The organism is Pseudomonas sp. LBUM1640, from assembly GCF_059716225.1.
Window position 1 is genome coordinate 6,315,707 of the sequence record NZ_CP166816.1, and the last position, 15,319, is coordinate 6,331,025.

Sequence of the window (15,319 nt, forward strand, 5' to 3'; positions counted from 1 at the left end):
TAGTGGGCGTTCTACGGGGTTTGGACGATAGTCGTGTAAGGTTTTTCCCTAGTGGTGAATGGTTTTACCGCTACCTAGACTTACGTCCAATGGGCACCCAGGGCACGGGGGCTGACCATAAAGGACGATAACGACAAGAAACTGCGGTCACTGTTATGAGTAAAGCTGATGCTTTCACGCAGGCGGGAAAAATCGCCGTGTTGCAAAACATTCACGGCACCCTGCAATTCCTGCAACGCTTTCCCCCGTTCAACCAGATGGAAAACGCACACCTGGCGTTTCTGGTCGAACAGTGCCAATTACGCTTCTACGGCCCAGGCGACAGCATCCTCAAGCCGTCGGGCGGGCCGGTGGAGCACTTTTACATCGTCAAGCAGGGCCGAGTGGTCGGCGAGCGCCCGCTGGCGAATCAAGATGCAACTGAAACCACCTTCGAAATCACCACCGGCGAGTGTTTCCCCCTCGCTGCGCTGCTGGGCGAACGTGCGACCCGCACCGAGCACAAGGCCGCCGAAGACACTTTCTGCCTGCAATTGAACAAGCCGGCGTTTATAAAGCTGTTCGCGCTGTCCAGCCCGTTTCGCGATTTCGCCCTGCGCGGTGTCAGCAGCCTGCTGGACCAGGTAAACCAACAGGTGCAGCAAAAAGCCGTGGAAACCCTCGGCACCCAATACTCGTTGAACACGCGCCTGGGCGAATTGGCCATGCGCCATCCGGTCACCTGCTGCCCGAACACGCCACTGCGCGAGGCGGTGACGCTGATGCATGAGCAGCAAGTGGGCAGCATCGTGATCGTCGACGCGCACAAGGCGCCCTTGGGGATCTTCACCCTGCGCGACTTGCGCCAGGTGGTGGCCGACGGCACCAGTGATTTCAATCAGGCCATCGCAGGCCATATGACCCAGGCGCCGTTCTTCTTGACCCCGGACCACAGCGCCTTTGATGCCGCCATTGCCATGACCGAACGGCATATCGCCCATGTGTGCCTGGTGAAAGACCAGCGCGTGTGTGGCGTGGTGTCCGAACGCGACCTGTTTTCCCTGCAACGGGTGGACCTGGTCCACCTGGCGCGCACCATCCGCAACGCGCCACGCGTGGAAAACCTGGTGGCGATTCGCGGTGAGATCGGCCAACTGGTGGAACGCATGCTCGCCCATGGCGCGTCGTCCACCCAGATCACCCACATTATTACCCTGCTCAACGATCACACCGTGTGCCGGGTGATCGAGCTGACCCTGGCCGACAAAGGCGACCCCGGCGTGCCCTTCAGTTGGTTGTGTTTCGGCAGCGAGGGCCGTCGCGAGCAGACGCTGTTTACCGACCAGGACAACGGCATCCTGTTCGACGCCAAGGACGCCGCCGAAGCCGCCGAGATTCGTGGCCGCTTGTTGCCCGTGGCGCAGCAGATCAACCAAAGCCTGGCGTTGTGCGGCTTCAGTTTGTGCAAGGGCAACATCATGGCCGGCAACCCCGAACTGTGCCTGTCGCGGGCCGAATGGGCGCGGCGCTTCGGTGCGTTTATCCGCGAGGCAACGCCGGAAAATCTGCTGGCCTCCAGTATCTATTTCGATTTGCGCGTGGTGTGGGGTGACGAGCAGGGCTGCGAGCAGTTGCGCCAGAGCATTCTGGATCAAGTGGCGGATAACCGGCTGTTCCAACGCATGTTGGCCGAGAACGCCTTGCGCCAGCGCCCGCCCGTGGGGCGCTTTCGCGATTTTGTGCTGACGCGCAAAGGTGGCGAAAAAGCCACCCTCGACCTCAAGGTGCAGGGCCTTACGCCCTTTGTAGATGGCGCGCGCCTGCTGGCCCTGGCCAACGGCATCCACGCCAACAATACCCTGGAGCGCCTGCGCCAGTTAGTGGCTAAGGAGGTCATCGAGCCCTTGGACGGCGCCGCGTACGAAGAGGCCTATCACTTTATCCAGCAAACCCGTATGCAGCAGCACCAGTTACAAACCCGCGAGAACCAAGCGTATTCCAACCGCGTCGACCCCGACAGCCTCAACCACTTGGACCGTCGCATCCTGCGTGAGTCCCTGCGCCAGGCCCAGCGCCTGCAAAGCAGCCTGACCTTCCGGTATCAGCTGTGAGCCTGTTCGACTGGCTGCGTACGAAAAAGCCCGGGCTCGACGCGACCCAACAACGGCGCCTGGAGCAACTGCCCAAACCCGCGGTGCTGGGCGACAGTTCCTTACGCAGCCAGCGTTGGGTAGTGGTCGACCTGGAAACCAGCGGCCTGAACCTCAACCGTGACCAGGTGCTGTCCATCGGCGCGGTGGTGATTGAGGACGGCGCCGTGGATTTTTCGCAGATGTTCGAGCGCACCCTGCACCGCGCCGAAACAAAACTCAGCCCCAGCGTCCTCATCCACGGCCTCGGCCCCAGCGCCATTGCCGCCGGCAGCGACCCGGTCGAGGCGTTGCTGGCGTTCATGGCATTTGTCGGCGACAGCCCGTTGCTGGCGTTCCATGCACCGTTCGATCAACACATGCTGTGCCGCGCACTTAAGGACAGCCTGGGCTATCGCCTGGCGCATCCGTTCCTCGACGTCGCCGACATCGCCCCGCTGCTGTGCCCCGAAGCGAATATTCGTGAAGCCGGGCTGGACGACTGGATCAGCCATTTCAAGCTGCAGGTCGGTGAACGCCATCACGCCAGCGCCGACGCCCTGGCCACGGCGGAGCTGATGCTCATCCTGTTGAGTCGCGCACGCCAGCAGCACATCGACTCCCCGCAGGCGCTGCAGGAGCGCTTGAGCCAATGGAAACGGCGCAAACAAGCCCCAGGTTTCTAAGATCGTTCCCACGCTCTGCGTGGGAATGCCGGCGGGACGCTCCGCGTCCGCTTTTGGCGCAAAACTCAAGCCCTGCACAAGGGACGGGATGCATTCCCACGCAGCGCGTGGGAACGATCGCCGACAGACGCCAATTGCGCCCACTCTTTGCCTCTGACACAATCGCGAATAATTCTCGTTAGTTTAAACCTCTTGTTTATTCGGTGATGCCTTGTCGTCGGTCCAGACCCCACACAGTGAGCTTGTTGGCGCGTTGTATCGCGACCATCGTGGCTGGCTGTTGGCCTGGCTACGCCGCAACGTGGCGTGCCCGAGCCGCGCCGAAGACCTCAGCCAGGACACCTTCATGCGCCTGCTGGGCCGTGACGAGTTGCGCGAACCCCGCGAACCACGGGCGTTTCTGGTGGCAATCGCCAAAGGCTTGCTGTTCGACTACTTCCGGCGCGCGGCGCTGGAACAGGCTTACCTCACCGAATTGATGCTGATCCCGGAAAGCGAGCACCCCTCGCCGGAAGAACAGCAACTGATCCTCGAAGACCTCAAGGCCATCGACCGCCTGCTCGCCAAGCTCTCGAGCAAGGCCCGCGCCGCCTTCCTCTATAACCGCCTCGACGGCCTGGGCCACGCCGAAATCGCCCAGCGCCTCGGAGTGTCAGTGCCGCGCGTGCGCCAGTACCTGGCCCAGGGCATTCGCCAGTGCTACATCGCGCTGTATGGCGAGCCGCTGTGACGGTGATCAGCGCCAAGCCGGTTTCGGCGCGTGTACTGGATGCCGCGATTGCGTGGCAACTGTCCCTCGATTCCGGTGACGGCAACTTGGTTGCGCAGGAAGAATTCGCCAGATGGCTGGCCAGCGATGACGAACATGCGCGCGCCTGGCGCCAGTTGGGCATGCTCGACCAGCGTTTCAGCGTGGCCGCAGGCCCGGCGCGGGCGGCGTTGTTGCAGTCACGCGAGGGCATTCGCCAGCGCGTGCGCAAGCTGGGGCGCGGCCTGGCGAGTATCGCGTTGGTGTGCGGGCTGGCGTTGTTTGCCGGTGAGCGTTACGTGCCGATCCACTATTGGCTGGCCGACCAACGCACCGCCACCGGCGAGCAACGCACGCTGAAACTGGCGGACGGCACGCTGATCAACCTCAACACCCACAGCGCCATCGATGTGCGTTTCGATGAAAAACGCCGGCTGATTGTGCTGCAGGAAGGCGAGATCCTCGTCGAAACCGGCCATAACGATGCCCGCCCGTTTTATGTCCAAACCCGCGACGGCAGCCTGCGCGCATTGGGCACGCGGTTTATCGTCAAGCGCGAAGACGACGCCACGCGCCTGAGCGTGCTGCAGTCCGCCGTGGCCGCTCAGCCTGAGGCGCTGCACCAGGAACAGATTTTCAAGCAAGGCCAGCAAGTGCTGATGCGCAGCGACGGCCTCGGCCCTGCGCTTGCCGTCACCCCCGCTGCCGACGCCTGGACGCGCGGCATGCTGGTGGTCGACAACGCCCGCCTGGGCGATGTGGTCGAGGAACTCAGCCGCTACCGCAGCGGCTATCTGGGTGTAGATAAACAAGTGGCCGATCTGCGCATCACCGGCAGCTTCCCGCTGCACGACACTACGCTTGCGCTGAACGCGCTGCTGCCGACCTTGCCGGTGCGCATCGAGCAGCATACGCCGTGGTGGGTGAACGTTACCGCCAAGCCTTAGGTTAGGCGATGCGTGGACTACCGCTTTCGCGAGCAAGCCCGCTCCCACATTCGAATGTGTTTCTCCAGGTAGAACACCGTCAATGTGGGAGCGGGCTTGCTCGCGAAGAGGCCCTAAAAAACACCCCAAATGCCCGAATCAAAAAATATTTTCACCCCGCCCTATCACTTTTCGAATCTCGCTCGGCACATAGGCAATTGAGAAATGTTTCCATTCAGGAGCCGCCCTATGTCCCGCACGCTAGACACCTTGTTGCGCCCCAGCCTGTTAGCCGTGGCCATTGCCCTCAGCGCCCCGCTGACCAGCACTGCACTGGTCGCCGCCGAACAGGCCTCCAGCGTGCGCGCGTACAACCTGCCGGCGGCGCCGTTGGCCAGCACCCTGAACCAGATCGCCAGCCAAGCCGGTCTTGCGCTGACCCTCAACCCTGCGCTGGCGTCGGGCAAGACGTCGGCACCGGTTAACGGCCAGTTCGATGCACAGGGCGCGCTGCGTGAGGCGTTGCGCGGGACTGGGTTGCAGTTGGAGCAAAGCAGTGCCGGGACTTATTCGTTGGTGGCGATTGCGGAGGGTGTTGTGGCGTTGCCGCAGACCAGTATCACCGGGCAAGGCAGCTATGAAAGCGCGTGGGGCCCGGTGGATGGTTATGTAGCGACACGCACCGCTGCGGGCACCAAGACGGATACACCGATCGTTGAAGCGCCCCGTTCGATGTCGGTGGTCACGCGCGCCCAGATGGAAGACCGTGGCGTGCAGAACCTCGACGACGCCGTACGCTACATGCCGGGCGTGATCGCTAGCAGCTACGGTAGCGACTCCCGCGCCGACTGGCTGCGAGTACGTGGGTTCGAGCCGACTCAGTTCCTTGACGGCCTGCCGCTGCCCAAAGGCTCATACGCCAACCCAAAGCAGGAAACGTGGAACCTAGACCGCATCACACTGCTGCGTGGCCCAGCATCCTCGGTCTACGGCCAAACCCCACCGGGCGGTATGCTCGACATGGTGAGCCGTCGTCCACAAACTGAAAGCAGCAACGCTGTGCGCGCCGAGGTCGGCAGCAATAACCGCAAGCAAATCAGCTTCGACAGCACTGGAAAAATCGATGACCAAGGCCAATTCCTCTATCGGGTTGACGGTGTGGTGCGTGACAGCGGCACGCCTATCGACCATATCGAAGACAAGCGCTACAACATCGCACCCAGCCTGACCTGGAACATCAACGACGACACCCACCTGACCCTGCTCTCGCAGTTCACCCGCGACGACACTGGTATCAGTGGCCAGTTTTTACCGTTGCAAGGCACCAAGCTGAGTTCGCCGGCGGGTAATATTTCCCATCACAAGAACCTTGGCGAGCCGGACCAGGACTACTACGACCGCACCTACTACGCTCTGGGTTATGCCTTTGATCATCGCTTCAACGATGTCTGGCAGTTCAAACAAAACCTGCGTTACACCAAGAGCGAACTGGCCTTTAACACGACCTACTCCAGCTACGGCGACACCGCTGTCGGCGCAGACGGCATGCTCAAACGCATCTACGACAAAGTAGACGAAGACATTTCGCAATTGGCTGTGGATAACAACTTCCAGGCCGACTTCCAGACGGGTGCTCTCAACCACACCCTGTTGCTCGGCCTGGATCACCAGCGCTCCAACACCGACTACCACTGGATCGAAGGCAATGCCGCGAGCATTAATCCAAACCGCCCGATCTACAACCAGCCACGCCCGGCTGGCGCGCCACTCACCTTCTACGACTACAACCAGAAGACTGTGCAGACCGGCCTCTACATTCAAGACCAGATTGCCCTGGACAAATGGCGCCTGACTTTGGGTGGTCGTGAAGACTGGATTCACACCGGCACCACTTTTTTCAACATGAATGACGCCACCAATACCCAACGCGACAAGGCCTTCAGCGGTAACGCGGGGCTGAGCTATGTATTTGATTCGGGCATCACGCCGTACATCTCCTACACCGAGTCATTCCAGCCAACTGCTGGTGCCAGTGCAAGTGCCACACAGTCGTTCAAGCCGACCCAAGGCAAGCAGACTGAAGTCGGCGTGAAATACCAGCCGATAGGCAGCAAAACCCTGCTGACCGCGGCTGTGTTTGACCTGCGCCAGCAAAACGTTTCGGTGACACAAAACAACGTCACCAGCCAGATCGGCGAAATCAGCGTGCGCGGCCTGGAGCTGGAAGCCACGTCGGAAGTCACCGACAACCTGAAGCTGGTGGGTTCATACACCTACACCGACACCGAAATCCTCAAAGGGGATGACAAGGGCAACCGCATGAAGCTGGTGCCACGCAACCAGGCGTCGCTGTGGTCTGACTACACTTGGCATTCGGGCGTACTGGATGGTTTCGGCGTAGGCGCTGGTGTGCGTTATGTGGGCGACACCTACGGCAACACCGCCAATACGGCCAACGGCCATGTAGGTTCGTACACCGTTTACGATGCTGCAGTGCATTACGACTTGAGCCGTATCAACCCAGTACTCGCGGGCGTCTCGGTGGATGTCACCGCCAAGAACATCTTCAACAAGGATTACTTGTCGACCTGCGACGGCGCATGGTGCTACTACGGTGATGAACGCAATGTCGTGGCGGCTGTGAACTACAAGTGGTAAACAACTGACACGGTCACCCAAGGGTCACGGTTACGCCGTGGCCCTTTTGCATTTGGATGAACCATGAAAAGCAAAACCATCCGCCGCTGGTCCTTCATCCACACCTGGACCAGCCTGATCTGCACCGCCTTCCTGCTGTTGCTCGCCCTCACCGGCCTGCCGTTGATCTTCCACCACGAGATCGATCACCTGCTGGGCAACGAACCCGAACTTGCGCAGATGCCCGCCGATACGCCACAGCTGAACCTTGAGCAACTGGTGGCCAAAGCCCAGGCGCATCGCCCGGGTGAGGCGATGCAGTACCTGGCGTGGGACGAGGACGACAAGAACGGCGTGATCGCGATCATGGCCGCCACAGCAGGCACCGAGCCCAACTCGTCGCACACCTTCATGCTCGATGCGCGCACCGGTGAAGCCGTCGAAACCCCAGCGGCCAATGGCGGCCTGACACTGTTCCTGCTGCGCCTGCATGTGGATATGTTTGCCGGCCTGCCGGGCAAGTTGCTGTTGGCCTTCATGGGCCTTTTGTTTGTGCTGGCAATTGTCTCGGGCACGGTGCTGTACCTGCCGTTCATGCGCCGCTTGAAGTTCGCCACCGTGCGCCAGGACAAGTCCACGCGCTTGCGCTGGCTCGACCTGCATAACCTGATCGGCGTGGTCACGCTGACCTGGGCGCTGGTGGTGGGCGTGACCGGTGTGATCAGCGCCTGCGCCGACTTGATCATCGCGGCCTGGCGCCAGGACAGCCTCAGCGCAATGATCGAGCCGTACAAAACCGCGCCGCCGCTGACCCAACGCGCACCGGCCACTGAGCTGCTGAGCATCGCCGCCAAGGCCGCGCCCGGCATGCAGCCGGACTTTATCGCGTTCCCCGGCACGCGTTTTTCCAGTGAGCACCATTACGCGGTGTTCATGAAGGGCAGCACGCACCTGACCTCGCACTTGCTCACGCCGGTACTGATCGACGCCAGCACCCTGGCCGTCACCGCCATCGCCGAACGGCCGTGGTACATGGACGCCATGGGCATGTCGCAGCCGCTGCACTTCGGTGACTACGGCGGCATGCCGATGAAGATCCTGTGGGCGGTGCTGGATGTGCTGACCATCATCGTGCTGGGCAGTGGCGTTTACCTGTGGATCGTGCGGCGCAAGGCGGCCAAGGTATGAAGCCGCGTCAGTCGAATTTCTGGAAGGTGTTTGGTATTCCGCTGGGGATTGGCGTGCTCAGCGCGGCCGGCTTGTTTGCCGCGCTGCTGGGGGATGGGCTGTGGGATTCGTTGAGTTGGGTGGGTTTGGGGATTCCTGCGGTGATTGGTGTTTGGGCGTTGTTCAGGCGGCGCGGCTGAGGGCGCTATCGCAGGCAAGCCAGCTCCCACAGGTGGAATGCATTTCAAGGTGGGAGCTGGCTTGCCTGCGATGAGGCCCTCAAAAACACCCAAAAGCCCCCTCGCCAGCCACCGCGCAACCCTCTAGGCTAGCCACTGCCCATTTCGAGGAATGCCCATGTCCGCGCCCAGCATGACCTTGTTCCACAACCCCGCCTCACCCTTTGTTCGCAAAGTCCGCGTGCTGCTGATCGAGACCGGCCAGCAGGACCGTGTGGCGTTGCACGGCTGCATGCCGACGCCGGTCAACCCGGACGCGCAGCTTGTACAGGATAACCCCGTGGGCAAGATCCCGGCCCTGCGCCTGGCCGACGGCTCGGTGCTGCACGATAGCCGGGTGATCCTCGATTACCTCGATCACCAGCATGTTGGCAACCCGCTGATCCCCCGCGACGGCTCGGCCCGCTGGCGCCGCCTGACCCTGGCTTCGATGGCCGACGGCATCATGGATGCCGCCGTGCTGGTGCGTTACGAAACCGCCATGCGCCCGGCAGAAAAGCACTGGGACCAATGGCTGGATGAGCAGCGCAACAAAATCCGCCGCGCCGTCGCCGAACTGGAGCAAGAGGCGATTGCCGAGCTAACCAGCCGCTTCGACATCGCGTCCATCAGCGTGGCCTGCGCCTTGGGTTACCTGGACTTCCGCCACCCGGACCTGCAATGGCGGGCCGCAAACCCCCAGCTTGCTGATTGGTACGCCAAGGTCAGCCAGCGACCTTCAATGCTGCAGACCCAGCCACCGCTCTGATACTCACCCCAATCTACTGTGGGAGCGGGCTTGCCCGCGATGGCGGCGTGTCATTCAGCGCATCTGTTTCTGCCCCACCGCCTTCGCGGGCAAGCCCGCTCCCACATTGGAAGGTGGTGGCGTTGAGGAATATGACAATGCTTGCGGCCAACTGCTCACCCAACTGCTGATCTTCCCGTAACCCGATCATTGCACCGCCTCCAGATCAAACTGCACCTTGCGCTTGCCCACGCCATACCAATCCAGTTTGCGTGTCAGCACCATCACCGTGCCCAACAGCCCGAACAGCAACAGCGAGCCCATCAGCAGCGCGTAATCCTCGGCACTCAACAGCCCGTACAACAAGCCATACAGCGCCGCCAGCCCCGCCGAGAAGCCCAGGCCATGGGCGACACTGCGCAGCACATGGCACACGTAGAACCCAATCAACAACACGCAGGCACTCGCCGACAACAGGTACGCCAAGCCAAAGCCGATGTGCTCGGACAACGACAACAGCAGCAGGTAGAAGAACGCCAAGGCAACGCCCACCAATGCGTATTGAATCGGGTGCACCGCCAGGTTCTTGAGCACTTCGAACAGGAAGAAGCCGGCAAATGTCAGGGCGATAAACAGCAGCGCGTATTTGATCGCGCGGTCGCTCTTGAGGTACTGGTCCACCGGGTCGATGAAGCTCACACCAAAGCTGCGGCTATTGAAGTCGTCACACACCTTGTCCCACACACAGCTGCGCATGGTTTCTTCCAGGTTGGTGGAGAAGAACGTGGTCTGCCAATTGGCGGTAAAACCTTGCGCGGTGACCTCACGCTGGGCCGGCAGGAAGTTGCCGATAAAACTCGGATGCGGCCAGTTCGAGGCCAGCTTGACCTGGCTGGTCTTGCCCACCGGCACCACTTGCATCTGCTCGGTGCCTTGCAGGCGCAGGTCAAAGGCGAAGCCCACCGGGGCCGGTTTTTTGCTGTCCAGCTCCGGCAGCATCACGTGCACGCCCTCGCCCAGCCACGCCACTTGAGTGCCTGGCGAGAACGCCAGGCGCTGGCTGCCCAGCTCCAGCTTCAACGCATTTTCAATGCCGCGAATGTCACTGATACCCACCGCCAGATACGCCGGCTCAAAACGGTAATCGGCAAAGTTTTCCTTGATACCCAGCTGTTCCGGTAGCTCAAAACGCCCGCTGATGCGGTTGTCGGCATGGAACAGCCGCGCCTGGTAAATGCCCCGCGAGCGCAGCTCGGTTTGCACCTTGCCGTCGAGTTCAAACTGCTCCGGCAAGAAATACAGACGACCGCGCACCTCACTGACTTGTTCGTAGCGCTCGTTAAGTTTTTCATTGAGTTTCCACTCACGGACGGTCTTGCGATACGGCACTACCATCACCGGGCCGGTGAGGCGTTGGCTGTAGCTGGAGCTGCGCGCGATGTCCATCAATACGCCATCGCGCATCTGCTGGCGGTCGCTGATGATGCCGTTGATCATCAACAATGGAATCAGCAACAGCAGGATCAGCAGCGCAATGGCGCCAAGTTTGAAAAGCAAGCTGCGGTTCATGGGGCTCTCCCTGTTTTGATGGGCAGAGCGTGAGCCGCGCGTGTGGGAGATTTATGTGGGCAATGTGGAGACTGTGTGGAGATGCAGCACCACTTGCACGCCGCCTTGCACATTGCCGATCTGCAACGCGCCGCCGTGCAACTTCATCACTTCTTCGACAAAGTTAAGGCCAAGGCCGGTGCTTTTGCGCCCGCTGGCCGGGCGCGGCAAAGAGTAGAAACGCTCGCTCAGGCGCGGCAAGGCGTAGTCGGGAATCGGCGCAGCCTGGTTGAACAGGCTCACCTGCACATCGTTGTGCTGGGTGTGCGCGCTGAACCTCAAGGTGCCACCGGGTGGCGTGAAGTCCAGGGCGTTATCCAGCAGATTGCCCAAGGCCTGGCGCAACAGAAAAGGCTCGCCGAACACCTTCACATCCGCGGCAATGGCCTGCTCGACGTGCAAGCCGGCGCCTTCGATGCGCGCGCATTGCGCCTTGAGCACTTCGTCGACCAAGGTGGCCAACGGCATGCTGATTTGCTCTTCCAAACCCTGGCGCTGTTCCACTTGGGCCAGGTTCAGCAGGCGCTCGATCAACTGCTGCAAGCGCGCACTTTCACTGTCGATATTGCCGACGAAACGCTGCTGCTGCTCGCGGCTCATGTCGCCCTGCAGCAGCTCCGCCGCGCCACGAATCGCCGCCAGCGGGCTTTTCAATTCGTGGGTCAAGGTGTGCACGTAATGCTCGACGTAAGCCTTGCCCTCCAGTTGCGTGCGCATGTGCTCTACGGCCGTGGACAGCTGCTTGAGTTCGCCGCCACGGTAATGCGGCAACTCGGCACGCCGGCCTTCGCTCACCGCCTGCGCATACGCCGTCAGCCGGTGCAACGCGCGGCTCAGCCACCAGGACAACAGCGCGCCCAGCAGCAGGCCCAACACCACCAGCCCGGCGCCGTACCACAGCAGGCGGTGCTCGGTGCGGTCCACATAGGGCTGCAGCGAGCTGTTGGGCTTGGCCACGGTGACCACGCCGATGATCTGGCCGTTGTCGCGGATCGGCGCGCCCACGTGCATCACCGACGAGTTGGGGTCATCCAGCTCATTACGGGTCGAACGCGCGCCATATTCGCCGCGCAGCGTCAGGTACACATCATTCCATTTGGAATAGTCCTGGCCGACCGCCTCGCCCGTGGAGTCGAGCAACACGATGCCGTTGGCGTCGGTCACGTAGATACGGTGGTTGACCTGGTTTTTCGGCAGGCCCCAGATGGTCGCGCCCGGTTGCCGGCTGCCGTAGGCCTTAAGCAACTCCGGCCAATGGCTCTGGCCGAGGGTGCCATTCTTCACGTCCAGCCGCAGGATTTCGGCGAGCAGGTTGGCCGTGTCCACCAGGGTTTCTTCGGTGGACTGGCGCACGCCGGGGCGGATTTCCTTCATCACCGTGTTGAGCACGAAGTAGCCGGTCAGGCCGATAAACAGCGCATACACCAGGAAAATCCGCAGCCCCAGGCGCATCAGCTATGGCTCGGGCTGTAGCTGTAGCCCAGGCCACGGTGGGTCTGGATCGGCTCGGCATCGGCGGCCACGCCGCGCAGTTTGCTGCGCAGGCTTTTGATATGGCTGTCGATATTGCGTTCGTAACCGGCATCGGCCGCCACGCCCACCGCGTCCAACAGTTGTTCGCGGCTGAACACGCGCTCGGGTTGCTCGAGCAAGCTTTGCAGCAAGCGGAATTCATGGCGGGTCAGGCTCAAAGGCTGACCGCGATAGTGTATTTGCATGCGTTCCAGGTCCACCTGGAATACCGTCGGCGCCGCACCTGGGGTGACGCGCTTGAGGATCGCCCGCACCCGCGCCGCCACTTCCCGTGGGCTGAACGGCTTGACCACGTAATCGTCGGCGCCGATTTCCAGGCCCACCACGCGGTCAATCTCGGCATCCCGCGCGCTGAGGAACATCACCGGCACCTCGCTGAAACGGCGCAATTGCTTGCAGGTTTCAAAGCCGCTGATGTCCGGCAGGCCGATGTCGAGGATGATCAGGTCGGCCGGCGTCTGGCGCTGATGGGCCAGCGCCTCCTGGCCAAGGCTCAGCCAGGTGGTGGTGAAGCCCTCGCCTTGCAGCGCAAAAATCAACGTGTCGGCTATCGCCGCTTCGTCTTCGACAATCAGGATATGCGGCATGTGGGTCCGTCAGCAGTCCGGTTTGTCAGCAGTGTAACGGCGCGCCGGGTTCACCGCTGCGCCGAATTCACGCAGGGCCTTGGCGCCGATCAGCAGCGGGTAGTTGAAGCTGCTGCGGTCGGTGAGGTTGACCTCAACCGTGCGCTTGACGTTGCCCAGGCACATTTCCAGGTCGATCACCGGGCGCTTGGCCACGGTGGCTTCGTCCTTGTCATCGTCTTCGTCGGCGCGGCTCTTGATCTTGCTGATGCGCGAGACTTTATGTTCGTAGACCTTGTTGGTCGCGTCTTTGCCGCCGAGGCGGAAGCGCACCCAATCGTCGCCATCACGGGTGAAGGTCTCGATGTCACGGGCCGACAGCGAAGCGGTCAGCGCGCCGGTGTCCATCTTGGCCTTGAAGGTTTCGCCGATCTCCGGCAACTGGATGTATTCGTAGCGACCGTAGAGGGTCGGTTCGGCAGCCATGACGGGCAGAGCCACCAGGGCAAACGCAGCAAGGAGCAGTTTCACGAAGTGATTTCCTCGAAAGAAGTAGGCGGATTCTAGACCGCAAAAGCAGCACTTAGTTAGCCCCGCCATCAGCAGCTCGTTCTCACGCTCTGCGTGGGAATGCAGGTTTGGACGCTCTGCGTCTGCTCTTAAAGGCTTGACGCAGAGCGTCACTGGCGGCATTCCCACGCAGAGCCTGGGAACGAGCATAGCCTTCACATTGTGAAACATTCGCACGGTGATTTGCGATTTGGCCTATAGGCGCAGCTCTCTTATCATGGCCTGCCCACAAGATTCCAAGAGTTACTTATGCGCCGCCTGCTCACCGGCTGTTTCGTCACACTGCTGCTATTGCTCAACACCCTGGTGCTGTTCGGGCCGTTGATACTGTTTGCCCTGCTCAAGCTGGTAGCGCCCGGGCGTTATCGCGACTATGCCTCGTGGGCGGTGATGTGGATCGCCGAGACCTGGGCCGAGATCGACAAGCTGATCTTCTCACTGTGCATCCCCACCCAATGGGAGATTCGCGGCGGCGGCGACTTGCGTGGCGACACCTCTTACCTGGTGATCAGTAACCACCAATCCTGGGTCGACATTCCAGCGCTGATCCAGGCGCTTAACCGGCGCACGCCGTTCTTCAAATTCTTCCTGAAAAAAGAGCTGATCTGGGTGCCCTTCCTCGGCCTGGCCTGGTGGGCGCTGGATTACCCGTTCATGAAGCGCTACACCAAAGCGTTCCTGGCCAAGCACCCGGAACGGGCGGGCCAGGACCTGAAGATCACCAAAGAGGCCTGCGAGCTGTTCAAGCGCCAGCCGGTGACGGTGGTCAATTACCTGGAAGGCACGCGGTTCAGCGCGGCCAAACACAAGCAGCAGGCTTCACCGTTTGCGCGGCTGCTCAAGCCCAAGGCGGGCGGCGTGGCGTTTGTGCTGGCGACGCTGGGCGAACAGCTGGACGCGGTGCTCGACGTGACCGTGGTTTATCCATCTCAAAAGCAGCAGCAAAAGATTCCGGGGTTCTGGGATTTGATCAGCGGCGCAGTGCCGAAAGTGATCATCGACATTCGCACCCGAGCGCTCGACCCGGCGTTGTGGCAGGGCGATTACGAGAATGATCCGGCGTTTCGCCAGACCGTCCAGAACTGGGTGAACCAGCTCTGGAAGGAGAAGGACGCGCGCATCGAACAATTGCGCGCGGAGCGTATTTAGCTGCCGGTGCCCCAGGCCGAGGCCAGTTTACTCAGCACCGAGCCGTTGGCGCCCTGGCCGCCCAGGTATTGCAGGATCACCGGCGCAAACTTGCCGATCATGCTGTTATCCATGCCCAGCGCGCTGAACGCGGTGTTCAGGTCGCTGGTGTTCTTCACGTTACCCAGCAGGCCGTCCAGGCCGCTGGTCTTGCTGCCGCCGCTCTGGCCGAGCATCCCGCTCAAGGCGCCGAGGCTGCCCAGGGAATTGCTCCCCGACAGTTGATCCAGGCCGGGCACGCTTTTGCCCAGTTGCGAATAGTCGTTGCCGCTCAGTTTGTTTTTGGCCAGGCCCAGCATCGCGCCAGTGCCGCCCACGGCTTGTTCGGGGGTCACGTTCAGTTGCGAGGTCAATGCGCTCAGCAGGCCTGCGGTCTCGGAACTCGGCGCTGCGGCAGCCGCTTTGTTATTGCTGCCCTGGGCGCCGGAAACGGCATTGGCCACGTCGCCGAGGCTGAAACCTGCAGCAAACACCGGGCCTGCGGCCACGGTCATCAGGCAGGACAGGGCAAAACCGCGTGAAATCTTCATCAAGACAACCTCTGAATGTAGGAACTAAAAAGCAGGCGTTTGACTGACAGTCCCGAAGGATTGTTCCCCCCTGTAGATTAGTTCAG

General features: G+C 61.4%; 14 protein-coding genes. 9 read left to right on the forward strand and 5 right to left on the reverse strand.

Annotation, left to right across the window (positions count from 1 at the left end):
- The first annotated feature begins 155 nt into the window (after positions 1 to 155).
- The 8 genes from ACA065_RS28130 (at position 156) to ACA065_RS28165 (ending at position 9,259) form a co-directional block, all read left to right on the forward strand.
- On the forward strand, positions 156 to 2,090 hold the full coding sequence (locus tag ACA065_RS28130) for a putative nucleotidyltransferase substrate binding domain-containing protein (protein WP_497692388.1): 1,935 nt from the start codon (positions 156 to 158) through the stop codon (positions 2,088 to 2,090).
- Complete coding sequence (locus ACA065_RS28135) at positions 2,087 to 2,794, forward strand: 3'-5' exonuclease (protein ID WP_497692389.1); 708 nt, start codon at positions 2,087 to 2,089, stop codon at positions 2,792 to 2,794. Before ACA065_RS28130 ends, ACA065_RS28135 begins: the two co-directional genes overlap by 4 nt.
- 211 nt (positions 2,795 to 3,005) lie before the next feature.
- The gene (locus tag ACA065_RS28140) at positions 3,006 to 3,524 is read left to right on the forward strand and encodes an RNA polymerase sigma factor (protein WP_497692390.1); all 519 of its coding nucleotides are present in this window, start codon (positions 3,006 to 3,008) and stop codon (positions 3,522 to 3,524) included.
- Positions 3,521 to 4,489: a FecR domain-containing protein gene (locus ACA065_RS28145; protein WP_497692391.1), complete on the forward strand. Its 969-nt coding sequence runs from the start codon at positions 3,521 to 3,523 to the stop codon at positions 4,487 to 4,489. Before ACA065_RS28140 ends, ACA065_RS28145 begins: the two co-directional genes overlap by 4 nt.
- Positions 4,490 to 4,717: 228 nt before the next feature.
- A complete protein-coding gene (locus ACA065_RS28150; protein ID WP_497692392.1) occupies positions 4,718 to 7,126 on the forward strand; it encodes a TonB-dependent siderophore receptor in 2,409 nt (802 codons plus the stop codon).
- Positions 7,127 to 7,189: 63 nt separating this feature from the next.
- Entirely contained in the window at positions 7,190 to 8,293 is a 1,104-nt protein-coding gene (locus tag ACA065_RS28155) for a PepSY-associated TM helix domain-containing protein (protein WP_497692393.1), read from the forward strand.
- Positions 8,290 to 8,472 carry a hypothetical protein gene (locus ACA065_RS28160; RefSeq protein ID WP_124418612.1) on the forward strand — a complete coding sequence of 61 codons (183 nt, stop codon included), beginning with the start codon at positions 8,290 to 8,292 and terminating at the stop codon, positions 8,470 to 8,472. The genes ACA065_RS28155 and ACA065_RS28160 overlap by 4 nt, the downstream gene beginning before the upstream one ends.
- A gap of 157 nt (positions 8,473 to 8,629) precedes the next feature.
- Positions 8,630 to 9,259 (forward strand): glutathione S-transferase, encoded by a 630-nt coding sequence (locus ACA065_RS28165; protein ID WP_497692394.1) that lies wholly within the window; start codon positions 8,630 to 8,632, stop codon positions 9,257 to 9,259.
- Between the two features lie 186 nt (positions 9,260 to 9,445).
- On the opposite strand, the gene creD is transcribed toward ACA065_RS28165, so the two are convergent.
- The 4 genes from creD to rloA2 are packed head-to-tail and all read right to left on the reverse strand — an operon-like array spanning position 9,446 to position 13,476.
- Complete coding sequence (gene creD / locus ACA065_RS28170; protein WP_497692395.1) at positions 9,446 to 10,807, reverse strand: cell envelope integrity protein CreD; 1,362 nt, start codon at positions 10,805 to 10,807, stop codon at positions 9,446 to 9,448.
- Between the two features lie 51 nt (positions 10,808 to 10,858).
- Positions 10,859 to 12,298: a two-component system sensor histidine kinase CreC gene (gene creC, locus ACA065_RS28175; protein ID WP_497692396.1), complete on the reverse strand. Its 1,440-nt coding sequence runs from the start codon at positions 12,296 to 12,298 to the stop codon at positions 10,859 to 10,861.
- Positions 12,298 to 12,966, reverse strand: a complete 669-nt coding sequence (creB, locus tag ACA065_RS28180; protein ID WP_497692397.1) for a two-component system response regulator CreB — start codon at positions 12,964 to 12,966, stop codon at positions 12,298 to 12,300. Before creB ends, creC begins: the two co-directional genes overlap by 1 nt.
- 9 nt (positions 12,967 to 12,975) lie before the next feature.
- Complete coding sequence (gene rloA2 / locus ACA065_RS28185; RefSeq protein ID WP_448653937.1) at positions 12,976 to 13,476, reverse strand: retropepsin-like aspartic peptidase RloA2; 501 nt, start codon at positions 13,474 to 13,476, stop codon at positions 12,976 to 12,978.
- Between the two features lie 288 nt (positions 13,477 to 13,764).
- On the opposite strand from rloA2, the gene yihG reads away from it, so the two are divergent.
- Entirely contained in the window at positions 13,765 to 14,664 is a 900-nt protein-coding gene (gene yihG, locus ACA065_RS28190; RefSeq protein ID WP_497692398.1) for a 1-acylglycerol-3-phosphate O-acyltransferase, YihG family, read from the forward strand.
- Here yihG and ACA065_RS28195 read toward each other — a convergent pair.
- The gene (locus ACA065_RS28195; RefSeq protein WP_497692399.1) at positions 14,661 to 15,233 is read right to left on the reverse strand and encodes a DUF2780 domain-containing protein; all 573 of its coding nucleotides are present in this window, start codon (positions 15,231 to 15,233) and stop codon (positions 14,661 to 14,663) included. The two genes, yihG and ACA065_RS28195, sit on opposite strands and share 4 nt — an antisense overlap.
- Positions 15,234 to 15,319: the final 86 nt, after the last annotated feature.